Raw genomic sequence first — 25,943 nt, 5'->3', positions numbered from 1 at the left:
AAACTCCAATGCCTGAAGCTGTGATTGTCTCTGCCACACGCTCGCCCATCGGCCGAGCGATGAAGGGGTCCCTGAAAGAGATTCGCCCCGATGATCTAGCCGCGCAGATGGTCGCCGAGGCGCTCGCCCAGGTGCCAGAGCTCGATCCCAACGATATCGTCGATCTCATGATGGGCTGCGGCCAACCCGCCGGGCAGTCCGGATACAATATTTCTCGCGTCGTCGCCGTGCAGCTGGGTTACGACTTGCTACCAGGCACCACGGTCAACCGATACTGTTCGTCCTCTCTGCAGACGACACGGATGGCAATGCACGCCATTCGAGCCGGGGAGGGTGACGTGTTCGTCTCAGCGGGCGTCGAATCTATTTCCAGTCTGGTGACAGGCAATGCGGACGGAATGCCGAGGACGAAGAACCCAAAATTCGGCGAGGCCCGCAAACGCACCGCGCAGCTCGCCGAAGGCGGCACAGATTGGTCCGATCCACGGGAAGTGGGCCTACTCCCCGACGTCTACGTCGCCATGGGTCAGACAGCAGAGAATGTCGCATCCCTCACCGGCATCAGCCGCGAAGATCAAGACTATTGGGCCCTCCGGTCGCAGAACCGCACCGAAGAGGCCATCAAGCGCGGATTCTTCAAGCGCGAGATAACTCCGGTGACCCTCCCCGACGGCACCGTCGTTTCCACCGATGACGGTCCGCGCGCTGGTACCTCGTACGAAGCACTCGCCGGGCTGAAGCCAGTGTTTCGGCCGGATGGCACGGTAACTGCGGGCAATGCCTGCCCGCTGAACGACGGCGCCGCCGCCCTGATCATCATGTCGGATACGAAGGCCAAGGCACTCGGGCTGACTCCCCTCGCCCGCATCGTCTCGACTGCTGTGTCCGGACTATCGCCCGAGATCATGGGTCTCGGTCCCATCGAGGCGGTCAGAAAGGCCCTCGCCTTCGCTGGCAAGTCGATCTCAGACATCGACCTGTTCGAGATCAACGAGGCCTTTGCCGTCCAGGTGATCGGATCCGCCCGTCAACTGGGCATCGATGAGGACAAGCTCAACATCTCCGGCGGCGCGATCGCACTCGGACACCCGTTCGGCATGACCGGGGCCCGTATCACCACCACCCTGCTCAATAACCTACGGGAACAGGACAAGACCTTCGGGGTCGAGGCCATGTGTGTCGGCGGTGGCCAGGGAATGGCGATGGTTCTCGAACGACTGAGCTGACCTCATGGTCAAGCAGCTTTCTGGGAGAGGGGCATTTCGAATATGACAGATACGAATTCATCGAACGATTTGACGGCGCCGGCGAGCGCACATGCACAACGAATCGTTATTGTGGGGGCCGGACTGGCGGGCCTGCGCACAGCAGAAGAGTTGCGGCGCAATGGTTACACTGGGGAATTGGTCTTGATCGGCGAAGAGGATCATCTTCCCTACGATCGTCCCCCACTGTCGAAACAGGTCTTGCTCGGGGGGAGGCACGACACAACCCTCAAACCTCTCGAGTTCTTCGACGACCAAAAGATCGAACTGCGACGAGGAACCTCTGCGCACTCGCTGGACATTACCAACCGCATTGTTACCCTAGGTGACGGGTCGAGCCTCCCATTCGATGAGCTGGTGATTGCCACAGGGCTCAGTCCGCGAAGAGTTCCGAATCTCCCCGATCTGCAGGGCGTCCATGTCCTTCGCACACTCGACGAGAGTCTTGCACTACGCACTGAAATCAACAACGCGACGAAGGCGCTCATTGTGGGTGCCGGGTTCATTGGCTGTGAGATCGCCGCCAGCGCGAAGCTATCGGGCTTGGATGTTGTCCTGATCGAATCCCAGTCCGCTCCCCTGGCAGCTGTTCTGGGAGACCGAGTCGGCAACTTTGTGGGCCGACTACACATCGATGCGGGCGTCGCTCTGCGAACTGGCGTCGGGCTCGAATCACTTGCGGGGGAACGCAGGGTCACTTCTGCGCTTCTCACCGACGGCACACGTCTGGAAGTCGACTTGGTGATAGTGGGCATCGGCTCTATTCCGGCGACAGGCTGGCTCGAGTCTTCAGGAGTGCAGCTCGACAACGGTATCGTATGCGACGAATTCGGCCGAACAAGCGCGGACCATGTGTGGGCAGCTGGAGATGTTGCCTCGTGGCAACTGGCCTCTGGCGAACGTAAGCGTCATGAGCATTGGTCCAGTGCTGGTGATCAGGCGCGACTACTGGCCGGCGCACTGTGCGGCACAATTGGCCCGCACCTCACACCACAGGTCCCCTACTTTTGGAGCGACCAATACGACCTCAAGATACAAGCACTCGGCGAAGTCTCCGCGACCGATACCGTGCATGTAGTTCACGACGACGGACGTAAGTTCCTCGCCTACTACGAAAATGATGAAATTCTGACCGCGGTGGTCGGCGCCGGTATGCCAGGTGCCGTCATGAAGACACGCGCTAAGATCGCCTCGCGTACACCCATCAGGGAGATGTTGGAGGCCTACTCCTAAGCGCCCGTCGCGAGTCAACCGATGTCGAATGGAGAATGGAGTAGGTGGCAGGATGCTTGAACGCAAAGTGGTCGCCGTAACCGGTGCTGGCTCCGGTATAGGCCGAGCAGTCGCACTTCTTGCAGCACAATACGGTGTCGGCGGAGTTGTCCTTGCCGATCTCAACTCCCACACGCTTGCAGAAACCACGAGCCGGCTCAGCGGCCTCGGAGTCAAGGTCGAAACTATCGTCGCGAATGTTGCCGAGTCCCGCACTGGCGATCTGATCGTCGAGCGCGCAGTTGAACGATTCGGACGGTTGGATGCTGCCGTCAACGCCGCCGGAATTACCGGCGTGCAGAAGGAATTCGTTGATATCTCAGACGAGGAATTCGACGACGTCTTCGCGGTGAATCTACGTGGCGTGTTCCGCTGCATGCGTGCGCAGCTTCGGCATATGTATACGCAAGAGGCAGGATCGATCGTCAACGTATCGTCTGCGTCCCTGTACGGCATGCACGCCGAGGTAGGTCCTTACATCACATCGAAATCCGGCGTTCTCGCCATGTCCCGAGTCGCGGCGAAGGAAGCAGGCCGTCACGGCGTACGGGTCAACACCGTCTGCCCTGGCATCACGGACACTTCGATGTCTCGACAGTCAGCGGCCGACAACCCAGCTGTGAGCGCCATCGCCGCGCGTATCCCACTGGGCCGCACGGGCGACCCCGCTGAAATAGCAGAGGGCATTCTCTGGCTCTGTTCGGACCGCTCTTCATTCACCAACGGCGCATCCTTGGTCATCGATGGCGGACGATCCGGCTAGGGTCGCATCACGTCGTCCAACTCTCGGCTTGCTATCCGGGGGACGCCGCCAGCAGCGATTCATGCATCGCTGTTCGGGACACTCCGGCATCGACAACCCAGTAGCGATGTTGGCGGGCCCCGGCAGTGAGGCCAGATGGCGTCAGAGACACTCGGGTTGATATCAGTTGATCTTGCCGTAAGTCGTCCCAATGGATCGGAGTTGGACTTGACCGAAAGCCTTGAATCCACCGTGGCGATAGTGACCGGCGCATCGAGTGGTATAGGACACGCCGCGGCAAAGCGCCTGGCTTGCGAAGGTGCGACTGTGGTTGCAGTTGCGCGGCGGCAGGACAGACTCGACGCACTCATTGCCGAGATCGAGTCAGCGAACGGTCGAGCATTCGCTATCGAAGCAGATCTGACTGACCGCGCGCAATGCACCGAGGTGGTACGCAGAGCTTCGACGCAGTTCGGTCGTATAGACACGCTCGTCAATGCCGCTGGCGTAATGCTCAATGGCCCTTCGATCAGCTCGCCCGCAGAGGAATGGGAGCGCATGATCGACATCAATCTCAGAGGACTGTTCAATCTCACCAAGGTCGCTCTGCCGCACCTCGTCGAGTCCGCACGCAGCAGCAGTCGAGAAGTGGCAGATGTTGTCAACATCAGTTCCATTGCCGGCCGAGTCGCGATCACCGAAGGTGCGGTCTACAACGCCACCAAATTCGGTGTGACGGCCGCGACCGAGGCATGGCGCCAAGAATTCACACAGAAAAACGTCCGCTTCTCGGTGATAGAACCAGGCACCGTCGACACCGAACTCTTGGGGCACCAGCAGACAAGCACGCAACAGCGCTATGAGCTGATGTTCGCCGGAATAGAGAAGCTTCACACAGACGACATCGCCGCCGCAGTGGCGTACATAGTGACGAGCCCACGGCGAGTTGCCATCAACGAGATCGTTATCCGTCCCACGGATCAACGATGATGGGAATTACCATGATTCGGTGGTTCGCGAGGCGGATTCGGAGTCCGTCTGACGTATGGGTCCGAGCAGGTCCGTCTCGTCGGGCCGCGATGACTGTCGTCGAGCAAGATCTGACTTGCCCTTCTGGGCTACTGGCCATTGACAGTTTACATGTGTTACGTCACGCTTCTATCAGAGTTGCCGGTTTGGTCAGGGGGCGGTCTCGTCAGGACAACACAGCGAAGACAAGAGTGGCGTCCGATAGCCGTCAAGTCCCAAGTGCGGATACCGGCTTTCAGCCGGATCGATTGAGTGTGGTGTTCCTGCTGAGGCTCGTTCGAGACTCACAGAGTGTCACTGAAATAGGAGAGAACATGCGTTTAGAGGACAAGGTCATTGCAATCACAGGCTCCGGGTCAGGACTCGGCCGCGACGCGGCGAAGCTCTTCTCCTCGGAGGGCGCAAGGATTGTCGTCAGTGACGTCGTGACAGGACGAGCACAGAAGGTAGCCGCCGACATCACCGCCGACGGCGGCGCCGCCATCGGCATCGACGTAGACGTCCGTATCGAGTCGGACGTTCAGCGCCTGGTCGACACAGCGGTCGAAGAATTCGGACGAATCGATGTAATGTGGGCCAATGCCGGTGTCCCCGAACCTGACTTCGGCAAGAACCTGTTCGTCGACTCCACGCTCGATGACTGGAACGATATAGTCGCGGTCAATCTCACCGGCATCTATCTGTCGTTCAGGATCGCCGCACGACAAATGATCGCGCAGGGCCACGGCGGCAATCTCCTCGCCACCACCTCCTCTGCAGCGTTCGTCGCTTACCCTGGCTTCCCCATGTACTCGGCAACCAAAGCCGGCGGCAACGGCATCGTGCGGGGTGCAGCCGTCGAATTAGGCCGTCACGGGATCCGAGCCAACGCGCTCTGCCCAGTACACGGCATGTCGGTCAACTTCGCCCTCCCCCCCGAGGCAGAGGTCCTTGGGAAATCCTACGACGAAATGCAGCCGTGGAATCCAGAACACAGAGCAATGCCTCTCGATGTCGGTCGACCGCCGACATTGCGTGATAACTCCCACCTTGCCCTCTTCTTGGTCTCGGACGATGCTGCGTACATGTCCGGCCAGACCATCCAGTCCGTCGACGGCGGTACATTCGCTCGGCCCGCAATCGTTTTTCCCTCCGACCGCGGTGAAGATGCCAGCACGTCGCGTGTCCTACCCGATGAGATTCGGGACAGCCTCACCGGCCACGCCTAACTGTGGAGCGCTCGCACCGACGTTCTCGCTGCGTCACATTCTCACGCCGGATCAACAGCGGAACAGTACCGATCTCACAAGGGAGCGTGCTCTGAACCGCACGTGCATGACTTGCTGAAGATCATGCACGTGCGAGTTCGAGGAGCGCTCTCTGGCGGCGAATCCTATTGGCTCCTACCCGTCGACACCGTCGAAGCAGGGTCGTCTCACACACCAGGCGATCACCCTGATGGACACCGCAGAGTGAAGACAGGCCTGACCGCCGCCCAGTCGAGCCCCGCTCGCGCCGTGGCGCACGCCGTTGTCCATCCACGATCCGCCAAGATCCTGCTCGGACTCACGATCGGTGAGTGGACTCTCGCTGCAGCAGGTCCGTGACCTTCTGGTGCGGGAGCTCGGGACCACGAGAGTTCGGGGACCATGGTGTGGATCCCGCGGCGACTGCGGTAGCCGGCGATGTCGTGTTCACGCATCACCCGAGCGTCCTGGCAGGTCCCCAATAGTCGGAGTTGGGAGTTCCACACATTGAAAAGTGTGTCGATTCAGGGCCACTGGGTCCTCTCCACAAGTCTGGAACACAAAGATCGGGTGGTATCGCAGCCCAGAGAGCTCGCGCCCAGAGCGCCCACCGGCCCACCATGACGGTCCACCGTCAAGGCTCGCCTCATCCTGACTGTCACAACACTGTGGCCGACCCCCGATGAGCGAGGATTCACAGGTATTGCGTCGGCGGGAGGTCCGTATCGGATCCGGAGCCGACATAGATGGCACCGATACAGAGGATGTCTAGCGGCCCGCCAGTCTTGCGACGATGGGCGCAAAAGCGTGGAGGGAGGCAACGGGGATTGTGACGAAGGAAATGCCGAGACGGTCCCGTCGCCTGACCAACTCCTCGCATAGTGCCTCAACGCTTCCGACCAGCACATGGGGGTGGGACCGCACGTCTGACGCCGGAAGATCAAATCGTGCTGCCAGCTCACCGACCACGCTCGAGGACGACGAGGTGACATCGGTGAAGTACGCCCCGACCTCGAGTTCAACGTCACCCCACCGGTCACCGGCACCTTCGCGCACCCACTCGACTTTCCGGCTTGTGGCCTCGGCGGTGGATCTGTGCACCCCGTCGCCGCCCAGTTTTCCGGAGCGATTGTCGAAGTTGAGGCTGACGATGTCGGCGACGCGACCGGCCATACGAAGCACTCGGGGGCCTCCTCCACCAATCAAAATCGGAGGGTGCGGTCGTTGCACCGTGGCTGGTACGGCTCGGAAGCCCCCCGCCTGGACATACTTGTCAGCGATATCGAGCACCTCACCGGACATGGCCGAAGTGACAAGTCCCACGACCTGCTCGAGACGATCAATTCGCACCGACGCGGGGTCGAAAGGAATCCCCATCGCCGCGTACTCGCGATCCAGCCAACCTGCTCCGAGTCCGACATCCAGCCTGCCGCTGGAGAGGACGTCGATCGTGGCCAGCTCCTTCGCCAGCACCGACGGGTTGCGGTAGTCGACACACATCACTCGGGGGCCGATCCTGATGGATGTGGTGACTGCCGCCGCAAACGCCAAAGCCGGTATCGCCGCGAAGTTCTGGACGGAGTGCCGGGTCGGATCAAGAGCCGGGCCAGGACCGATGTAGTGATCAGGAACGAAGAAGGAACAGTATCCCAGGTCCTCTGCTGCATGCAGCTGTTCCGCCCACTCGGCACCGCTCCCGGGGCCGAGCCCGAAGACACCGAAGCGGAAGGGTCGCGTCCTCTGGGCCACGAAGCCTGCGGCCTCAGCCACGGGCTGCGCTGCATGGGAGCACATCAGTGGGCGTGAACCGTCGACGTTGCTGACTCGAGGGTTGTTCGCCCGGCCCGCCTGCCTGTGGTGAGGGACAGTCCGAGCCCACCGCCGTAGACGCTGTCGAACGCGTGAACGTCGACCCCCGCGGCAAGAAGACCCTCGATCGGCGAACCCGAGTCGTCCAGCACCCGTGTCCGTGCATCCACCCGGAGACCGGCGAAAGGAAACGTAATCCCGGGTTGCACCTCTACCGCGAAATACGGAGGGTCGACCAGTGGACTCGCGTTATACATGCGGTCATGCTCTCCATCGCGAGGCTTCCGTCGCCCGGCTACCAGTTCATTGAAGTCCTCGATCGCGTGCGGCACTCGCTGGTAACCCCATTCCGCGACCGCATGCCCGAGTTCGCGGAGGGAACCGGCCGTGACCACCCGACCGCCGTCTCGTGCAGCTTCCTCGACCCGATCCAGTCCATCGTTGACCTGCATTCCGGCGGCGCGTACGCGCTCGTCGCCGACAAGCAACGCCCTGGCTCCCGCCTGACGGCTGACCAGAACGGCATTTAGGTAGTAGGCCACCGACTCGTCGCCGATCCTGTCGCCGTTCGTGTCGAGCAGCAGCGAGTGAATACTGTGGTACTGCGAGAGCCGGAGGAAGTCGCCGTCCACGAACGGTCTAGGCAGCCCAGTTGGCAACAGGTTTCCGTAGAACGCGGAGGTCTCGTGCGCGACGTCCGCACCCGCACTACGGGCCAGGCGCAAGCCGTCTCCAACACTGGCCCGGTTGGCCCGCAATACGAGTTCGCGCGTGCCCGGGCCGAGGAACTCGGCCCTCAGTTCCGGATCCCCCTGAAAGCCACCAGTTGCGAGGACGATCCACGGGGCCAGGACGTCGGTACTCCCGTCCCGGTCGGAGATCCGCACACCGACAACCCTGCTGTCCCGTGTGAGCAGCGTCGTAGTGTTCGTCTCAGTGACGACGTGCCCGCCGGCTCTCTCCACGAGACGAGCGCACTGGTGGAGATAGGTGTGGTTGTCGAACCGTCGGGCTACGGACGGGAAGTGCAGAACGTGATCCAAACGGAAATCCTCCGACACCTCGGCACCGAGACCGGCGACCCAACGTAAACCGTCGGCGATGCCCTCGACGGCGAGCCGGATCAGCGTCTCATCACTTCGATCATCGAGACGCCGATACGCCTCGACACTTTCGGGTGACCAGATGATGCCGCCCGAGATCAGTGCCGAACCGCCGATCGCGGCCGATTTTTCCACGACCAGAACCTTTCGACCCCCCGCGGCCGCCGTTGCGGCGGCGGTGAGGCCTGCCATGCCCCCTCCGAGTACCACCACGTCCATATCATCGGATGCCATTCGTCGCCTCTCTATCGTGTCGAAATACATGTTCCTTCGGCTGTGGTCAAGCAGGATTCACCGTTCAAGCGATACGGACTCCACTCGCGCGAAAACCGGCCGCAGAGACCACCAACCGTTGGCCTGCACTGGGTCCACGCAGTGCCAGACGTAATCCTGATGCATCCACTGTTGACTGGGACACGCCGCGCCATTGACAAATGGATTCGCGAAAGCGAGGAAGAACGTCTCGTATGCGGCCTTCTCGTGCCCCGGAGTTTCAGAAGCAAGCTTCGTCGCGTAGCCAATCGGAAACGCATTCAACATGCCCCGTTTCACCGCTGCATTCTCCTTGAGTGCAACCACAGACCCAAGGAAGTTTGACTCTCATGCCACATGTGCCCAATTCATGCGCCATTAGTGGAAGCGCCCGTATCTTTCAGCGTCTGGAGAAAATTCGTGCCCGAAGACCGAGTTTCCCTTCCGCGCACAATCGAACTCCCAAAGCAGATGCGTACTCGTGAGCCAGAACGATCGCTCAAGACGGGTCGCAGACTCGCCAACCCGATCTTGTCGATACCTCCCTGTCTCGTCTCGCCCACACCAAGACAGTGTCCTCACCCAGATGCACCGAAACGCTCATCTTCATGACTGAGGTCCGTGGATGCATTACGACGCTCCGCGAGACGCTACAAGACCCCGAATCTCCGTGGCAAGTTCGTGAAATGGATGAGTTTCTGCCGGACTACCGTCGAAGAGTCGGTTATGGCAGAGCACCACTGACAGACCCGATTCCAGATCAGCGAACCCAAAAGTTCCCCCGACACCGGTGTGGCAGAGGACGCCAGGTCCACCTCCCAGAATCGTCCCATCGAGCCACATACCTCCGATCCCGACGGGTGGAGCATCCCGATTTCCTCCGAACATCACCAGGTCCATACCTTCCGCGTGCGGACGGGGGGGTGGTGAAGGAACGAACCATCTTCTCCGGAAGGAGCCGTACTGCGTCGAGGACACCTCCATTGGCGAGCATCGCGAACAATCGCACGCCGGACCGCGCACTCATGATCGCGCCGGTAGCCGGCAAACACGCTTGCCAGACATCGTGACGATTGTGCACCGGGGCATCGAGGACTACCGCAGCAGGTTTGGCTGCTCGGCTCTCCTCCGTCTGGTTTACCGCAGGTAAGTTCGACAGTTCGGAGGTCAGCACTGCGACACGCGGAATCTCTCGCGCCGGGAGACCGATCCAGAAATCGTCCATCTTCAACGGGACACAGATTTCCTGCCGCACGAAATCACCGAAGTCTCGCCCTCGCGGGTCTGTCCTGCGCACGACTTCGCCAAGAATCCAGCCATGAATCAGGGACTGATACGCATTCTTGGTACCTGCTTCGAAGAAAGGTGCGAAGTCTTCGATCTGCCCAATGATCCAGTCCCATTCACACATGAGCTCAGGTGTGACCCCCGCCGGCATCTGCGGAATGCCGGACTGATGAGCGAGAACGTGCGCAACCGTAATTCGTCCTTTGTCACGATTTGCGAACTCAGGCCAGTGCTTCGCGATGGGATCGTCGTAACTGATCAATCCCCGTTTCACCTGGAGATGTATGGCGATCGCCGTGGCCACTTTGGTTACCGAGAAAGCGGGGAACAGAGTGTCGCCAGCGACCATACTGCCTGTCGCGTTGTCGGTGACACCGGCGAACTCGTCGATCACCATCTGATCGCCGAGGTAGGCGGCTACCTGCACGCCGCGCTCCCCTAGTTCCAGCGCGCGACGGAGCGCTAGGGCTATCCGGGCACCATTCACTGCACGATCCGACGACGCCCTGATCACTGCGAAAGGCCGACGTAGCGGAGGTCCATGACGCCGATATAACCGGAGATTCCCATATTGTCGATGCCAATCACCTTGTCCGTGACTGCATAAATGGGCGGTGCAACACAGATGAACAGGTCCAACGCGTCCTCGTTCACGAGCGACGATGCCGCTTGCAATGCCGTAGTGCGCTCGTCAGCAGAAGCATTCGGGTCGAACGCCGGTGCCAACGCAGGCGAGAACTCCGGTGGCACCGTTCCCGGAAACTGACTACGGCTGGTGTAATTGTTCGACAACGTCTGCGCCGGATCGGCGCTCGGCAGACGCGTCGTAAGCCAGGAATCGGAGGCCCCGGAGGCGTAGCGGCCAGCGAGGTCGGTGTAATCGCCCGCCACGAGGTTCACTGTCACTCCAACCTCTTCGAGTTGTGACTGAATCGCCGCGGCCATCTGACGCTGCGGTGAAATGACCGCTCCGACGGTGAGTTCCAAACTCATATCCGAGGCACCTGCTTCGGCGAGCAGTCGCCTCGCTTCATCGGGATTGTAGTCGTATGCCGCCGGTGGACTCTCGAGATATCCCGCCTTTCCCGGTGGCATTGGCTGATCACTCGGTTGGCACAGACCACCGGTCAGAGACGTGCCGATTCCATTACGATCGATCGCATAGTTGAGCGCCTGCCGCACCCTCGGATCTTTCAGGTTCGGTTTGTCGACGTTCAGATAGAGTGAGTAGGGGGCCACTGGGGCATACTCGAAGCTACCGAAGCCCGTGCCCAATTTCTGAACTTCGTTCCACTGATTCAGGCTGGCAGTGAGCATGTCCACCTGGCCGGACCGTAGCGCATTGAGCCGAGCATTGTCGTCGGGGATACTCGTGATCGTGATGGTCTGGGCCATCTGAGCTGTCTCATCCCAGTATCCTTCACGTCGTTCATAGGTAATTGAACTGCCGAGTTGGACGTCGGTAGCGACGTACGGGCCGGAACCGACCGGGTTGACATCGAGGTCCGGATTGTCGAGCGCATTCGGGCTGATCAGCGCACCTTCCGATGCTGACAGCGCGTAAGGGAGGTCGGCGGCGGGTCGGTTGGTGTTGATCTTGACATGTGTAGGGTCAATTACCTCGACCGAGTCGATCATGGAAAATGCCAGGGCCGCGGTTGACCCTGGCGCATTCGTGGCATGATCTAGAATCTCCTTGACCGCCGCCGCATCGAGGACCGCACCGTCGGAGAACGTCACCCCGTCACGCAGCGTGAATGTTGCAGACAACCCATCGGGTGCAAATTCCCATTCCGTCGCCACCATCGGCGCCAGTTCATACGAATCGCCTTTGATCACGATCTGTGTGAGGCGGTCGTACAAAGGAGACACGTAGGTGAAGGCAGCTGAAGGCGACACCAACTTGTGCGGATTCAATCCCGGAACCGGGAGTTGGTATGCGACACGCAGATGAGCAGTTCGGTCAGCGTCGGCGATCGAAGGACCTTCGGTTGCCGCACCCTCCGTTGGTGCGCTGGCAGCACCTCCGCATGCGGTGAGCGCCATAGTCGCCGACATCGCCATGGCGATGAGTCCGGCTCGAAACAGTGTTCGTGACACAGTGAAACCCTTTCAGGATATGCAGAGGTCGCCTACATCCAGACCACCAAAGATCAAACGGAGAACGTCAACTACCTCAGCGCATCATCATCATTCCCCCGTCAATGGGGAAGACTTGACCGGTCATGAACCTGGATCCATCACTGGCGAGAAATGCAAGCACAGGAACGAAGTCGCGTTGCGGATCACCGTTCTGTCCTCCCAACGGAATTGCCTTCGCTACCTGGGCATCATGCGCAGCAAGCTGTTCAGGACTCATTCCTGCACGTGTGCGGTCGTACATCGGGGTCCAAATCGCGGGGGCAATCGCATTGACCGTGATTCCGTACTGCGCCCACTCGCGGGCCACAGTGCGGGTCCAGGCCACAACCGCGCCCTTGCTGGCGGAGTAGTCCGCTCGCTGGGGAAGCCCCTCCACCCCCGCGTTCGAAGCGAAGTTCAGAATCTGTCCACCTGTGTCCTTCAGCAGTTCGAACGCTGCCCGGTTGGTAAGGAAGGTGCCCGTCGCATTGACACCCTGCGTGTCAGGCTGAGTTGAGTCCAACGGTTCACAGCAACCCCGCCTGCAGGGCGAGATACGGATCAACCCCACGATGACGATTTCCAGCATGGTGCCGGTCGAGGACAATAACCGGATGGACCCCTCGCATCCCCGCGCCGACGGCCCGCAACGACGCACCTTCAGCGCCGCCGACAAGCTCGCCCACCTCGCCGCGTACGAGCAGGCCTGCCAGATGGGCGGAGGCGGGGCCTACCTGCGCAGCGAAGGCCTGTACTCCTCGCTGATCAGCGAATGGCGCAAACAACGCGACGCCGGCGTCCTCGACGGCACGAAACCCGGCGCCAAAATCGGCAAACTCACCGCCGAACAAGCCGAGATCGCCCGACTCACCCGCGAACTCGAACAGGCCAACAAGAAGCTGGCCACCACCCAAACCGCACTGGGGATCATGGGAAAAGCACACGAGCTCTTGGAACAACTCTCCGAGAGCACGAACACGGACGAGCAGCGCAAGAAGCGCTGATGCACGCCCATCACGAACTCACCAACTCCGGTATAACCACAAGGGATGCAACCACACTGACAGGAATCGCCCGCTGCACCGCAGCGCGGGACAAAGCTCGTCCGACGGCAACGGATCCGGCCGTCACCACCGCCGGCCGCAGCCCGGAGAACAAACTCACCGACACCGAACGCCGGGCCGTGCTCGATGTGCTGTGCAGCGCCCGGTTCGTCGACCAGGCGCCACTCGAGGTCTACGCCCAGCTCCTCGACGAGGGGATTTATCTGTGTTCGGTGTCGACGATGTATCGGATCCTGCGGGAGAACGTTCAGGTCAAAGAGCGGCGCCGGCACGCTCGCCACCCCGCCCGGGCCTGCCCGGAACTGGTGGCCACCGCACCGCGTCAGGTCTACACCTGGGACATCACCAAGCTGCCCGGCCCGGTCAAGGGCACCTACTTCGACGCCTACGTCATGATCGACATCTTCTCCCGCTACATCGTCGGAGCGCACGTGCAGACACACGAGTCCGGACTACTCGCTACGGAGATGATGACCGAAATCTTTGCTGTGCACGGGATCCCGAACGTCGTACATGCAGATCGGGGAACGTCGATGACGAGTAAGACGGTCGCGACGCTGCTCGCCGATCTCGAGGTCACCCGGTCGCATTCACGGCCGCGGGTATCGAACGACAACCCCTATTCGGAAGCGCTGTTCAAGACGCTCAAGTACGGGCCGATGTGGCCGGAGCGCTTCGTCTCGATCCACCATGCTCGGGATCTCGTAGCCTCGTTTACCGCGTGGTACAACCACGAACATCGCCATACCGGTATCGGTCTGCACACGCCGGCGGACGTGCATTTCGGTCTGGCCGGGCAGAAGGCCACCGAACGTGCCGCCGTGCTTGCTCGAGCCCGCGCGCAGTATCCCGAACGTTTCGGGACGGCCGGTACCCCGAAGATCTTGGATCTGCCGGCCGATGCGTGGATCAACAAACCCGCAGCCGAACCTGACCCGGACCAACCCGGCGTCGATCAGGCCGCTGCGTAACTCCCGTTGGACTCAAACGCCTTGACACATTCCGACAGCCAGCACTCGATTCCACGTGTCCAATGTGCCATTTTCCGCTGGCCCACGGGTATCTGGAATCACTCCAGCAGCGTGAATCAAGACATCAAGTCCACCGAGATCTGCGACCGCGCTTTTGAACGCAACTTGCACCGATTCTTCACTCGAGACGTCACACTCTACGAATGATGCTCCCGACTCCTGCGCGATGGCGGCACCGGCATCGGCCGCTAGATCGATCGATACCACCCGCGCGCCGAGCTCCGGCAAGGCACGGACCAGTGCTTCACCCATCCCGCTTGCTCCGCCGGTCACGATGATGCGGCGATCGTTCAATGGCTTGAGCATATGTAAGTCCCTCTACTAGGCGGGTTTCCAGGACGCCGACCGCCGCCGGACGCCCCGATTCCACGCCGATGTCTCGATCGGTTGCATCAAACTTGATAGACGTGTGCTGCCTCACATGTTTCCCTGGGAGTGTTCACGATCACTTTGGCTCTGTCAAGCAAAAACCCGACTTCCGCACCGTCCGTGACCAGCGGCGCACATATCGGCGACCACACCGATTCCTGATATATCGGTGTGCCACACTCCATTTGACGGCTTTCATTGGGGTGCTAGCGTGTGCCGCAGCCAAGCAAACTTCGCGTGGCACACATAGGAGGCAGAAACCATGGGATTGCTCGACGGAAGAGTCGCATTCGTCACTGGTGCAGCACGTGGTCAGGGCCGCAGTCACGCCGTCACGCTGGCCAAGGAAGGCGCGTCGATTATCGCCATCGATATCAACGGCCCGGTCACTCCCGACAACGGCTACCCCGCTGCAACACCAGAAGACATGACCGAGACAGTACGATTGGTCGAGGCCACAAACCAACGCATCGTTCATAGACAAGCCGACGTTCGAGACAGTGCAGCTATCGAATCGGTTCTGGCCGAGGGCGTGGCCGAACTCGGTGGACGACTCGATGTTGTGGTCGCCAACGCCGGAATCAGCAATTGGAACCGGTTTTGGGAAATGTCGGACGATCAGTGGCAGGTCATGATCGACATCAACCTAACCGGAGTGTGGCGTACATTGAAGGCTGCCGTGCCGATCATGATCGATGCTGGCAACGGCGGTTCGTTGATCGCTATCAGTTCGTCGTCCGGAATCAAGTCTCTTCCCGCGCAGGCACACTACGCGGCAGCAAAGCACGGCGTCACTGGGCTAACGAAAACAGCAGCGATTGAATTGGGCGAATATGGAATTCGGGTCAACTCGATCCACCCGTGGTCTGTCGTCGGAGCAATGGGACAAGACACCACGATGGGCGCGATACTGGACAAACATCCAGAATATCGGGCATCTTTCGCCAGCATGCTGCCGGAGCTGAGGTCCGCTGACCCGCTCGATATCTCCAATGCCGTCGTCTGGCTCGCATCGGACCTCTCACGCGCTGTAACGGCTACGCAGTTGACGGTGGATATGGGAGCGACGAAGATGTAGCCGTCGTCTCTGTAGGCAGATCGAAACCGGACTCGGTGCAACAAGAGATGTATCCGTCATTACGCAACCCTGCAACGTGCCCGTCCATCCCGTTCATGCACATGAAGGCGGAATCGGTTCACAGTTCGAACATGTGAGATTCCGCCACGATCAGCTCGGCGAGCGGATGCAGACCGGCGACTGCTGTTTTGGAGGGGTCGGCGAATGGCGTCCCTCGCACGGGTCTCAAGTCAAAAGTGCCGTGGCCTGACACGTCGATAGATCCAGATACGAGTGTGGGCATCGCACTCACGACGAGGTTGGCATTCTCAGGAAACACGTCGTTCGCCAGGGTCCTTACTCCCCGCATCGACAGCGCACCACCCACCGCTGTCCTCGTCGGTCACCGATGTTCCCGCTCCTCGGAGATCCGGCAGAGATACCACCCGCCTCCGCACGAGTCGCTCAGGATTCCCCGGGCCGCGAGAATCGCCATGGCATCCGCCATCGGTTGCCCGTAGTCATCCTGGTTGCCTCTTCATATCCTGTGTGCGATGACTCAAAAATAGCCACGCCACTGTGGCCGGGTATAAGTCGCCCGGCGACGGCGCCTCGGCTCCCGATCCGGGTCCTTATGCTTGCCACCATGCTCCGCCCACTGCCGGCCCGCAAGTTCAAGGGCTCGAATTCGTCGAGACAGAAGATCGCCTGTGGCTCATCGGGATCAGGCACAGCCGCGCCATCGACGACAGCAGACAGGTGCCCGGCACCAGCTTTCTTGGCCGCGTACTCGGGGTCCCGAGACCTCTTCCAGGTTCTCACTTTTGAAACGAGACACCCTCCTCCAGAGGAGCACGCGCAGAGTTTCGTGACTGATGTCGTCGACCACCCCTCAACGACCAGGAACTCGGCGAGCTTGCTCAGGCTCCAGGTCGAGAACGGTAGATCGTGCTCGACGGGGTGGACTTGGCGATCTTGAACACCGGTATGCCCTGGGCGAAGAGCATGATCATCTGAGCGCGCCTCAGGTCATCACTGATCCGGTGCCGCGGCGGATGATCCGTACCCGCCGCGCGTCTTCGTCGTCATCGATCTCTCGCACTCGTACTCGTTCTGCCATCGGACCAGGCTGACCGATACCGAGGCCGACACACCGCAAGGGGTCGACGTGCCGGCCAGAACGGAACAAAGGCTCGGGGGTGCGATACTTGCAGCCTCCCCGCCTGGCCGCCGCTCGGACGCACCGGATCGGTCCGCGCCCCCACAGCCCAAGAACTAGTCACCCTCGCGAAGAGCATCAGGGGGCAGGCATCGGCATCCATGCCCTCAACGAGAGCCCGGCAATACCCTCAGCGGCGACGCCGTCTACCACAACATACTGCGCACTTCCTGCAGTGCCTCGGCGAAAGCGCCACCGCGCTCCTCACCATCCGACGGAAGGCGCCCGACAGGATCACGCTGTGTCCCAGTCGAATCAGATCCCTCGCCAGGACCCAACCATCCGTGCTGGGGCACCTCGAGCACAGGGCCACGAGAACATCAAGGGATACCGTTTCAGGGATCTCGTGACGCGGTTACGGTCTCTCCAAGCAAGAGCCTTATACGCCTGCAAGCTTTGCAATGACCGGGGCCATTTCTGCCGTTGCATTCTGCTGGAACGCAACGTAGCTGATTCCCCATCGCTCTCGCATCGCGAGAATATTCTCTGTAATTCGATCCACGCTGCCCACCTGGAAGTACGGCCCTGCGAGAACAACTTCCGGAGGAATCCCAAGACGACTGGCGATATCCGCAGCAACTGACTCTGCATTGTCGGTAATCTTCGCCCCGAAGACATGCATCTGCAACTCGAGTTCCCCGAAACGGGATCCCGCAGCATCCTTGATCCATCCCACCCGCTCGTCAACTAGTTCCTCTACAGCCGTGCCCAGAGAGCGTGAGTCGAACTTTCTGCCGACAACCTTCGGATTGATGCTGACGATATCGGCGTGTCGGGCAGCCAGGGTCAAAACCTTCTTCCCGCCCCCCCCGATCAAGATCGGGATCTTCGATGCAGGTTTCGGTACCGAATCAACCTCGGCAACGGAATAATGTTCACCCTGGAAGGAGAACGATGCTTCGCCCCAGAAGCCACGCATGATCTGCACCGCTTCCACCATTCGATCCAAGCGGATGCCTGCGCTTGCCTGAGGGATTCCGCCGATTGCGTAGTCTTCCTCGCTCCATCCCGCTCCTACACCCATCAAGAAGCGGCCGTCGGAGAGCAGATCAATCGTCGCGGCTTCCTTCGCCAGCATCACTGGGTTGCGGAGATCGACTGCCGCAACAAGCGGGCCGACCTCAATGGACTCGGTAGCGCACGCGGCAGCCATGATGGCGGGAACGGCCGCGAACTGATCGCCGAGATGGTCGGCAACCTGAAAGGTGGAGTAACCGAGGTCCTCAGCACATCGAGCTAGGTCAGCCCACTCACGCCCCGAGCTGGCCATCGTCCCCTTGGCGCCGAATCGGAACGTACGGCGTACTGCGTCGGCACTATCTTCCCGTGTTGAAACCATGCTATGCGCATCCAATCTCGGAATCATGTCGATTTCCATGTTCTGTCATACAAGTGGGAGAGCGAGCTCGCTATCAATGCCAGAGATCGAGGCTCCCCCGCTGACCAATCCGAAGGGCAAGTACCTCATGGCATTCTCGACGTCCACGGACTTCGTCCAAGCATGACGTCGAGACTTCGTGCAGCCACTCGTAAGCCGACGGGCAGACGAAGTCAATCGAACTGCGCCATAGCCCGAGTTGAGGCACGGACTCAGGGTGCAGATGCGGCGGACAGGCCAGACCCGGATCAGCCGTCGAATCCCTCCATGAAGAAGTGTGCCGTAGGGCATCTACTCGCACAAGTCATGACTCGGCAAACAGTGGGACGGAATTTCGGTGTCCGCCGAGTCCACGCTCGCATGACCCTCGGGACCGGTGCCGATCAGATCACCCTGCATATCTGATGACGAACACGTTACGCCCCGCGTCTCCGGATAAGTTGAGCCTAGCGGTGCGGAGCGATCCCGCTCGCGGCGTGGAGTTCCAGATCAACCCGCCATCTCGATCTCCACCGTGCCGCCGAACCCGACATCCCGGAGTACGCGGGAATTCGGACACGTCGGCCCTTGACGAATTTGATGCCTATTGTCACACTTCTCACGTATCGCGAATCGGCAGGAGTAGACACGTGGCCTTGAGTCTGGCGGAAGCAGCCCGTAGACACAGAATGACTTCGGTGATCGCTGATCTCACTGCGCTCGAACCGACACACACACGAGTCAGTGGCGATTGTCGGGACCTAGCAGCAAGCACTGCAGGATGAATCTCGACACGAGAAGGATCAAGGCGCACCTCATTACAGGCGGGCGCTACCACGACTTCGATTTCGTACGGTTGCGACTTCTCCAGAGTCTGCGTGTCCACCCAAGGATTCGCACGAAGGTTGGGCACGATTACAGCGATCTCGCGTCCTTGGCCGAAAGCGACTTCCTCATCACCTATACCTGTGACGTCCGCCCCACTCTGGAGCAACAGGACGCCTTAGCGAATTTCGTTGCCGCAGGTGGACGTTGGTTTGCATTGCACGCGACAAACGCCATCCTCGAGCGGGGGGAGCATGGGATGAGCACTCCCCCCCTTCTGGGTAAGGTGGCCAGCGTGCTCGGGAGTCGCTTCCTCTCCCATCCTCCTGTCGAACCCTATCGTGTCGAGATCGATACACCGGGGCATCCGTTGGTCCACGGAATCCAGCCCTTCTACACTACCGACGAACTCTACTTGTCGGAGCGGTTCGATGCGGATCAGCATACCGTGTTGATGTCGACTCAGTGGACAGGCGACACTGGTGAGGGCAAGTTCGAGCACCGCTTTTGGCCTCATAGTGAGGCGCGTCCTGTGATGTATCTGCGCCCATACGGCGCAGGCGAGGTGCTGTATCTGACCCTTGGGCACAGCCGTGGCCACTATGACATGCAGCCAGAGATCGATTACTGTCCTGACGTGCAATCGGGATCTTGGAATCTGCCTGAGTTCCTCGAGTTGACGCGTCGCGGGATACTATGGGCTGCAGACGAATTACCAGGGTAGGTCCAGGTATTTAAACTCTGAGGCAAGACCGGCACCGAGGACCGGTCCAATATTCCCACCGAGTCGCCACGGACCCCGTGCTTCGAGCCCGTATCGAGTTGGGCGGGTCTCAGCCTGTTCCACGGTGAGTTTGCCGGCCTTCTCACCGGGATTCTCGCCGTTGAGGACGCCGCCATCACGTGTGGCTGCGCCGCCCCTGATCAGCCAGGAGAGCCGGCCTCGCAGCTCAGGTACGCGCGAAGTCCGCCTGATACGCACGGACGCACACCCGAACCTCGATCACACACTGCCCGGTCCTGCCAAGTTCTGACCTGACGAATCCCGACAGTCCGGCGCCTTCGGTGCAGTCTCGATCGAAGCACAAGTATTTCGGGGTTGGCGAACTGTACAAACGAGTTCTTGCTGACCGTGAGTAACTCCAGTGGCATGTCCCCTGTGAGTAGGTCCGGGTTGTTCTAGAGTCCTGATTGCCCTGGTGAGGGCGAAGAAGGGACGATAGGAATCATGGCGGGACGCAAACGTCACTCGGCCGAGGACATCGTGCGCAAGCTGCGCCGGGCCGACGAGTTGGCCGCGGAAGGCAAGAACGGTGAGGAGATCGCCGCCGCGCTCGAGGTGTCGGCGGCGACGCTGTACAACTGGCGTCGCCAGTACGGCGGCATGGACGCCGATGCAGCGAAGGAGCTCAAGGAACTGCGGGAGCAGAACAGCCGGCTCAAGCGGCTGCTCGCCGATGCCGAGTTGGAGAAGGACGCGCTGAGGGAGATCGCCAAGGGAAAATACTGAGCCCGACCGCCAAACGCGCCGCGATCACCATGCTCACCAGCACCCTGCAGATGTCGGAGCGGTTCGCGTGCAAGGTCGTTGGGCTCTCCCGATCCGCCTACCGCCGACTGCCGTTGGCGCAGACACCCGATGACCCGGACGCCGACCTGCGCGCAGAGCTACGCAGATATTCCCGCAAGCATCCGCGGCACGGGTTCCGTCGGGCGTGGGCGTGGCTGCGCTACGACCAGGGCATCGAGGTGAACAAGAAAAAGGTGCACCGCCTGTGGAAGGAAGAAGGGCTGCAGGTCCGGCGTGCCCCACGCCGAAAACGTGCCGGCCTGTCCTCGGCTCCGGTCGTCGATGCGGATGCTCCGAATATGGTGTGGGCATTGGACTTCCAGTTCGATTCGACCGTCGACGGCAAGACGGTGAAGATCGCGTCGATGGTCGACGAACATACCCGGATGTCGTTGTTGAACATCGTGGACCGTTCGATCACCGCCGGGCGGTTGATCGAGGGCTTGGAGAAGGCGTTCGCGATGTGGGGTGGGCCGCCGCTGGTGCTGCGCATGGACAATGGGCCGGAGTTCATCTCGGAAGCGCTGCGGGACTTCTGTGCTGGGTCGGTGGGGGTGTCCTACATTCCGCCGGGCACGCCGTGGAACAACGGGTTCATCGAGTCGTTCAACAACCGGCTGCGGGATGAGTGTCTGAACCGCAACTACTGGCCCACTCTGCTCGAGGCCCGGGTGGTGATCGAGGACTTCAAGGATGACCACAATCACCGACACCGTCATTCAGCGTTGGGTTACAAGACCCCCGCCGAGTACGCTGCCGGATGCACCCACCGGCACCAGCCGGTGGCGTGTGAGATCGGAATGTGTCAAGGCGTTTGAGTCCAACGGGAGTTACGCAGCGGCCTGATCGACGCCGGGTTGGTCCGGGTCAGGTTCGGCTGCGGGTTTGTTGATCCACGCATCGGCCGGCAGATCCAAGATCTTCGGGGTACCGGCCGTCCCGAAACGTTCGGGATACTGCGCGCGGGCTCGAGCAAGCACGGCGGCACGTTCGGTGGCCTTCTGCCCGGCCAGACCGAAATGCACGTCCGCCGGCGTGTGCAGACCGATACCGGTATGGCGATGTTCGTGGTTGTACCACGCGGTAAACGAGGCTACGAGATCCCGAGCATGGTGGATCGAGACGAAGCGCTCCGGCCACATCGGCCCGTACTTGAGCGTCTTGAACAGCGCTTCCGAATAGGGGTTGTCGTTCGATACCCGCGGCCGTGAATGCGACCGGGTGACCTCGAGATCGGCGAGCAGCGTCGCGACCGTCTTACTCGTCATCGACGTTCCCCGATCTGCATGTACGACGTTCGGGATCCCGTGCACAGCAAAGATTTCGGTCATCATCTCCGTAGCGAGTAGTCCGGACTCGTGTGTCTGCACGTGCGCTCCGACGATGTAGCGGGAGAAGATGTCGATCATGACGTAGGCGTCGAAGTAGGTGCCCTTGACCGGGCCGGGCAGCTTGGTGATGTCCCAGGTGTAGACCTGACGCGGTGCGGTGGCCACCAGTTCCGGGCAGGCCCGGGCGGGGTGGCGAGCGTGCCGGCGCCGCTCTTTGACCTGAACGTTCTCCCGCAGGATCCGATACATCGTCGACACCGAACACAGATAAATCCCCTCGTCGAGGAGCTGGGCGTAGACCTCGAGTGGCGCCTGGTCGACGAACCGGGCGCTGCACAGCACATCGAGCACGGCCCGGCGTTCGGTGTCGGTGAGTTTGTTCTCCGGGCTGCGGCCGGCGGTGGTGACGGCCGGATCCGTTGCCGTCGGACGAGCTTTGTCCCGCGCTGCGGTGCAGCGGGCGATTCCTGTCAGTGTGGTTGCATCCCTTGTGGTTATACCGGAGTTGGTGAGTTCGTGATGGGCGTGCATCAGCGCTTCTTGCGCTGCTCGTCCGTGTTCGTGCTCTCGGAGAGTTGTTCCAAGAGCTCGTGTGCTTTTCCCATGATCCCCAGTGCGGTTTGGGTGGTGGCCAGCTTCTTGTTGGCCTGTTCGAGTTCGCGGGTGAGTCGGGCGATCTCGGCTTGTTCGGCGGTGAGTTTGCCGATTTTGGCGCCGGGTTTCGTGCCGTCGAGGACGCCGGCGTCGCGTTGTTTGCGCCATTCGCTGATCAGCGAGGAGTACAGGCCTTCGCTGCGCAGGTAGGCCCCGCCTCCGCCCATCTGGCAGGCCTGCTCGTACGCGGCGAGGTGGGCGAGCTTGTCGGCGGCGCTGAAGGTGCGTCGTTGCGGGCCGTCGGCGCGGGGATGCGAGGGGTCCATCCGGTTATTGTCCTCGACCGGCACCATGCTGGAAATCGTCATCGTGGGGTTGATCCGTATCTCGCCCTGCAGGCGGGGTTGCTGTGAACCGTTGGACTCAACTCAGCCTGACACGCAGGGGATCGACTGATCGACTGCACGTAAGAACCGGCTCTAGAACCGACCGGACCGACTATCGGGGACCTGCCACCAGAGCCACGTTGTTGACTGTTCTCAATAAATACCGAGGCACTGTGACTTGCCAGGCTGCTGTCTACTCACACGGAGGCACGGGGAACGCATGCGTCTCGCTGGTTGCGGTCTCGATCGTTGTCAAGGTGTCGGTCGCATAACTCGGCTACTTCCCTCCGAAGAGAGGGCTTCAAGAGATGCATGTCGGATTCGATGAGAACGGCCTGTAACCGTTGATAGAACGTTCGGGGCCCGATACCAAAGCGGATGAAGATGTCCTCTGGTGGCGGGCCGCCATAAGTGAGCCAAGGATGTACAAAATCCAACATTGCTCGTTCGTGCTGTTGCATCGGCTCTTTCCTCTCGAGGGTCATTTGCGGCGAGCGCGGTCTGCTGTCGGTCAGAGAATGAACGAATGATGTGATTACTCAGACTGTGTCGCTACTCAGTTGCACTATCGATGTGGTTCGTCCCGGAACTTCTGCACATCGGGAACTAGCCACGGACGCTTGATCACTACCGGAGTGTGTTCTTGTGGCGCAATCGGCATCAACTGCTAATCGAGTAGGGTCTTCCACAGACGGTCCGTTCCGGCAACCCACCTCGAGTTGCCGGAACGGACCGAATGAACCTGGTGAGCCGATCGAAAATGTCTACGGCTCGATCTGTCCGATCTCATCGCCGACCGCATAGTCTTCGTCCGGAACACCAGTGATGCGGACCCGGCCGGTTGCGGGCGCCTCAACCTCATTCTCGACTTTGTCGGTGGCTAGAGTGTAGAGCGGTTCACCCTCTTGAACGACTTCGCCGTCAGCGACGTGCCATTCGATGAGCGTCCCCTCGGCCATCGTCATGCCCAGCTTCGGAACCTTGATCGGGACGGTCATTGATTTTCTCCTACGATTCAGGCGAACAGTGTGTGTGCGGTGGTGACAATCTCGTTGGCTGTTGGATAGAAAGCCGCGACGAGTCCCGAAGAAGCGGGTACAGGACTGTCTGGTGCTGTGACCCGCTTGACCGGAGCCTTGAGCTCTGCATGCAGGCTCTCATGGATACGTGTGCTTATTTCTGCTGCAGGTCCGCAGGTACGCACAGCCTCGTGGACGATAACCGCGCGACCGGTCTTCGCGACGGAGGTGAGGATGGCCTCGTCATCGATTGGTGATAGCGTCCGCAAATCGAGGACTTCTGCTGAAATTCCGTGATCATTCTGCAAACTCTCGGCGGCGTCGACAGCGGGTGCCATCATCCGACCCCAACTTAGAATCGTGACGTCGGTACCTTCTCGTCGCGTTGCAGCTTTGCCGATCGGGATGGTGTAGTGCCCCTCCGGCACCGGCGTCTTCTTCATCATCAGCGAGTTGGTCTCGATGAAAATGCAGGGGTCCTCGTCCTCGATGCAGGAAAGGAGAAGCCCCTTGGCATCATAGGCGTTTGACGGATAGACCACCTTGAGTCCAGGCGTGTGCATCAACAAGGCTTCGAGTGACTGGCTGTGTTGGGCACCAAGTGGCGTTCCACCGACCATGTTGACTCGAACCACCATCGGCACCGAGGTTCTACCTCCGGACATGTACCGGAGCTTCGCAGCGTGATTGGACAACTGGTCGAAGCAGACGCCGATGAAGTCCATGAACATGATCTCCGCGATGGGCTTCATGCCCACGATCGCAGAGCCGATCGCTGCGCCGATGATTGCCTCTTCGGCAATGGGTGTGTTGCGCACTCGGTGTTCGCCGTGTCGGCTCGATAGTCCGGAGGTCATGTTGAATACGCCGCCGCCGGCGGTGTCCGAGATGTCCTCGCCGAGAAGGAACACATTCGGATCCTCGCTGAGAGCAATGTCGAGTGCGTTCTTGATCGCCTCACGCATCGGCATAGGACTGTCTCGGCTAGGATCCGCCGGTCGCTCTTCCTCCACCGGCTTGGGATCTGCGAAGATGTCCTCCAACACCCGGTCGGGATCAGCCGGATCGTCGAGCGAAGCAGCAGCGTAACCCTCATCGATTTCCTGCTGTGCGATAGTCTCGATCGCGTCGAGTGCCTCGGCGTCCGCAATGCCGTCTTCGATCAGCTGGCTGCGAAAGCGCGCCAGTAGGTCGTTTGCGCGGTGTTCAGCGAGTACGTCTTGGTCCATGTACTCGTTCTGGTCGCCGAGTACATGGCCCAAGGTGCGGAAGGTGACGCATTCGAGAAGCACCGGCCCGGCACCTGACCTGGCGTGCGCGAAAGCTTCACGCGCAGCCGCTGCTGTCGCCGATGCGTCGGTTCCATCGACTGTGATTCCGCGGATTCCGTATGCGGCTGCTCGATCCGCTACGTGTTCAGTTCTCTGCGTGGCCCCGAAGGGTGTATGTTCACCGTATTGATTGTTCTGGCAGACGAACACAACCGGCAAGTCCCACACCGCAGCCAGGTTCAGCGACTCGTGGAATGCTCCGATGTTCGTGGCCCCGTCACCGAAGTTGCACACCGTCACCTTGCCATCATTGCGAAGCTCAGATGACAGGCCCAAGCCAGCTGCAATCGGGATTCCCCCGCCGACGATCCCACTCATCACCATGAGGCCATGATCTGGAGCGGAGATATGCATAGGACCGCCGCGGCCCTTGGAACCGCCGGTCGACCGCCCCAGTCGCTCCGCCCATAGTTCCTTCACGGGCACGCCTTTGGCGATCTCGTCTGCGAGGCCGCGGTATGTGGCCGTCATGTAATCCGACGGCTCCATTACTGCACCGATAGCAGCTGCGATGATCTCGTGACCGCGGACGGGATAGTGGACGAAGCCCTCTTGCCCTGTGCCCATGAGCTTTTGCGCCTTGTCATCGAATGCGCGAATCTTTCGAGCTGTCTTATAAATTGACAGTAGTAGGGTCTGCTGCTCCGTTCGATCCGCAACCGCGTTCTCAGCAATCATTGGCCA

At 60.6% G+C, this 25,943-nt stretch carries 22 protein-coding genes and 1 pseudogene; 10 read left to right on the top strand and 13 right to left on the bottom strand.

The genetic code is table 11. From position 1 onward, the window contains the following. The first annotated feature begins 8 nt into the window (after positions 1–8). The 6 genes from ACZ46K_RS01400 to ACZ46K_RS01375 all read left to right on the top strand — a co-directional run bounded on the left by ACZ46K_RS01400 (position 9) and on the right by ACZ46K_RS01375 (position 5,894). Positions 9–1,226, top strand: coding sequence for an acetyl-CoA C-acetyltransferase (locus tag ACZ46K_RS01400; protein WP_464743437.1), 1,218 nt, complete (start codon positions 9–11; stop codon positions 1,224–1,226). A 42-nt stretch (positions 1,227–1,268) separates the two neighbouring features. Continuing rightward, positions 1,269–2,498 (top strand): FAD-dependent oxidoreductase, encoded by a 1,230-nt coding sequence (locus tag ACZ46K_RS01395; RefSeq protein ID WP_054810148.1) that lies wholly within the window; start codon positions 1,269–1,271, stop codon positions 2,496–2,498. A gap of 52 nt (positions 2,499–2,550) precedes the next feature. After that, a complete protein-coding gene (locus ACZ46K_RS01390) occupies positions 2,551–3,300 on the top strand; it encodes an SDR family NAD(P)-dependent oxidoreductase (protein ID WP_054806403.1) in 750 nt (249 codons plus the stop codon). Between the two features lie 207 nt (positions 3,301–3,507). Continuing rightward, a complete protein-coding gene (locus ACZ46K_RS01385; protein ID WP_054806405.1) occupies positions 3,508–4,269 on the top strand; it encodes an SDR family NAD(P)-dependent oxidoreductase in 762 nt (253 codons plus the stop codon). A 230-nt stretch (positions 4,270–4,499) separates the two neighbouring features. Further along, a complete protein-coding gene (locus ACZ46K_RS01380) occupies positions 4,500–5,516 on the top strand; it encodes an SDR family NAD(P)-dependent oxidoreductase (protein ID WP_464743434.1) in 1,017 nt (338 codons plus the stop codon). 243 nt (positions 5,517–5,759) lie between these two features. After that, entirely contained in the window at positions 5,760–5,894 is a 135-nt protein-coding gene (locus ACZ46K_RS01375) for a hypothetical protein (RefSeq protein WP_464743432.1), read from the top strand. A 408-nt stretch (positions 5,895–6,302) separates the two neighbouring features. Here ACZ46K_RS01375 and ACZ46K_RS01370 read toward each other — a convergent pair whose 3' ends face one another. The 5 genes from ACZ46K_RS01370 to ACZ46K_RS01350 all read right to left on the bottom strand — a co-directional run bounded on the left by ACZ46K_RS01370 (position 6,303) and on the right by ACZ46K_RS01350 (position 12,695). Beyond that, positions 6,303–7,304: a TIGR03621 family F420-dependent LLM class oxidoreductase gene (locus tag ACZ46K_RS01370; protein WP_464743430.1), complete on the bottom strand. Its 1,002-nt coding sequence runs from the start codon at positions 7,302–7,304 to the stop codon at positions 6,303–6,305. A 23-nt stretch (positions 7,305–7,327) separates the two neighbouring features. Next, complete coding sequence (locus ACZ46K_RS01365) at positions 7,328–8,680, bottom strand: FAD-dependent oxidoreductase (protein WP_054810152.1); 1,353 nt, start codon at positions 8,678–8,680, stop codon at positions 7,328–7,330. Between the two features lie 778 nt (positions 8,681–9,458). Further along, the gene (locus tag ACZ46K_RS01360; protein ID WP_054806395.1) at positions 9,459–10,412 is read right to left on the bottom strand and encodes a serine hydrolase; all 954 of its coding nucleotides are present in this window, start codon (positions 10,410–10,412) and stop codon (positions 9,459–9,461) included. An 83-nt stretch (positions 10,413–10,495) separates the two neighbouring features. After that, positions 10,496–12,085 carry an ABC transporter substrate-binding protein gene (locus tag ACZ46K_RS01355; protein ID WP_464743428.1) on the bottom strand — a complete coding sequence of 530 codons (1,590 nt, stop codon included), beginning with the start codon at positions 12,083–12,085 and terminating at the stop codon, positions 10,496–10,498. A 76-nt stretch (positions 12,086–12,161) separates the two neighbouring features. After that, a complete protein-coding gene (locus ACZ46K_RS01350; protein ID WP_464743426.1) occupies positions 12,162–12,695 on the bottom strand; it encodes an SDR family NAD(P)-dependent oxidoreductase in 534 nt (177 codons plus the stop codon). A 25-nt stretch (positions 12,696–12,720) separates the two neighbouring features. On the opposite strand from ACZ46K_RS01350, the gene ACZ46K_RS01345 reads away from it, so the two are divergent. Continuing rightward, positions 12,721–14,141, top strand: a protein-coding gene (locus tag ACZ46K_RS01345) for an IS3 family transposase (RefSeq protein WP_464743514.1) whose coding sequence is annotated in 2 segments (ribosomal slippage) — positions 12,721–13,065 and positions 13,068–14,141 — 1,419 coding nt in all. Because the reading frame shifts where the segments join, the coding sequence is not laid out codon by codon here. A 12-nt stretch (positions 14,142–14,153) separates the two neighbouring features. Here ACZ46K_RS01345 and ACZ46K_RS01340 read toward each other — a convergent pair. Next, positions 14,154–14,507 carry an SDR family NAD(P)-dependent oxidoreductase gene (locus tag ACZ46K_RS01340; protein WP_464743424.1) on the bottom strand — a complete coding sequence of 118 codons (354 nt, stop codon included), beginning with the start codon at positions 14,505–14,507 and terminating at the stop codon, positions 14,154–14,156. A gap of 325 nt (positions 14,508–14,832) precedes the next feature. Between ACZ46K_RS01340 and ACZ46K_RS01335 the strand changes: the two genes are divergently transcribed. Continuing rightward, the gene (locus ACZ46K_RS01335; protein ID WP_054807153.1) at positions 14,833–15,648 is read left to right on the top strand and encodes a mycofactocin-coupled SDR family oxidoreductase; all 816 of its coding nucleotides are present in this window, start codon (positions 14,833–14,835) and stop codon (positions 15,646–15,648) included. Positions 15,649–15,766: 118 nt separating this feature from the next. Here the strand turns inward: ACZ46K_RS01335 and ACZ46K_RS01330 are convergent, their stop codons facing one another. The 3 genes and pseudogenes from ACZ46K_RS01330 to ACZ46K_RS01320 form a co-directional block, all read right to left on the bottom strand. Continuing rightward, the gene (locus ACZ46K_RS01330; protein ID WP_464743422.1) at positions 15,767–16,015 is read right to left on the bottom strand and encodes a hypothetical protein; all 249 of its coding nucleotides are present in this window, start codon (positions 16,013–16,015) and stop codon (positions 15,767–15,769) included. Between the two features lie 192 nt (positions 16,016–16,207). Then, positions 16,208–16,747 (bottom strand): annotated as a pseudogene (locus ACZ46K_RS01325) (IS630 family transposase); the annotation flags it as partial. 478 nt (positions 16,748–17,225) lie between these two features. Further along, the gene (locus ACZ46K_RS01320) at positions 17,226–18,224 is read right to left on the bottom strand and encodes a TIGR03621 family F420-dependent LLM class oxidoreductase (protein ID WP_464743420.1); all 999 of its coding nucleotides are present in this window, start codon (positions 18,222–18,224) and stop codon (positions 17,226–17,228) included. A 760-nt stretch (positions 18,225–18,984) separates the two neighbouring features. On the opposite strand from ACZ46K_RS01320, the gene ACZ46K_RS01315 reads away from it, so the two are divergent. Both ACZ46K_RS01315 and ACZ46K_RS01310 read left to right on the top strand, forming a co-directional pair. Then, positions 18,985–19,752: a ThuA domain-containing protein gene (locus ACZ46K_RS01315; protein WP_464743418.1), complete on the top strand. Its 768-nt coding sequence runs from the start codon at positions 18,985–18,987 to the stop codon at positions 19,750–19,752. Positions 19,753–20,256: 504 nt separating this feature from the next. After that, positions 20,257–21,416, top strand: a protein-coding gene (locus tag ACZ46K_RS01310) for an IS3 family transposase (protein WP_464743416.1) whose coding sequence is annotated in 2 segments (ribosomal slippage) — positions 20,257–20,524 and positions 20,524–21,416 — 1,161 coding nt in all. Because the reading frame shifts where the segments join, the coding sequence is not laid out codon by codon here. A 12-nt stretch (positions 21,417–21,428) separates the two neighbouring features. Here ACZ46K_RS01310 and ACZ46K_RS01305 read toward each other — a convergent pair. The 4 genes from ACZ46K_RS01305 to ACZ46K_RS01290 form a co-directional block, all read right to left on the bottom strand. Next, positions 21,429–22,849, bottom strand: a protein-coding gene (locus ACZ46K_RS01305; RefSeq protein ID WP_464743514.1) for an IS3 family transposase whose coding sequence is annotated in 2 segments (ribosomal slippage) — positions 21,429–22,502 and positions 22,505–22,849 — 1,419 coding nt in all. Because the reading frame shifts where the segments join, the coding sequence is not laid out codon by codon here. A gap of 257 nt (positions 22,850–23,106) precedes the next feature. After that, positions 23,107–23,370, bottom strand: a complete 264-nt coding sequence (locus tag ACZ46K_RS01300) for a DUF3263 domain-containing protein (protein WP_464743414.1) — start codon at positions 23,368–23,370, stop codon at positions 23,107–23,109. Positions 23,371–23,673: 303 nt separating this feature from the next. Further along, positions 23,674–23,907: a biotin/lipoyl-containing protein gene (locus ACZ46K_RS01295; protein ID WP_054806529.1), complete on the bottom strand. Its 234-nt coding sequence runs from the start codon at positions 23,905–23,907 to the stop codon at positions 23,674–23,676. A gap of 17 nt (positions 23,908–23,924) precedes the next feature. Then, positions 23,925–25,937 carry an alpha-ketoacid dehydrogenase subunit alpha/beta gene (locus tag ACZ46K_RS01290; protein ID WP_464743412.1) on the bottom strand — a complete coding sequence of 671 codons (2,013 nt, stop codon included), beginning with the start codon at positions 25,935–25,937 and terminating at the stop codon, positions 23,925–23,927. Between the last annotated feature and the right edge of the window lie 6 nt (positions 25,938–25,943).

It is taken from the genome of Rhodococcus sp. JCM 9793 (genome assembly GCF_055380405.1).
This window is presented reverse-complemented; position numbering and strand designations above follow the sequence as displayed.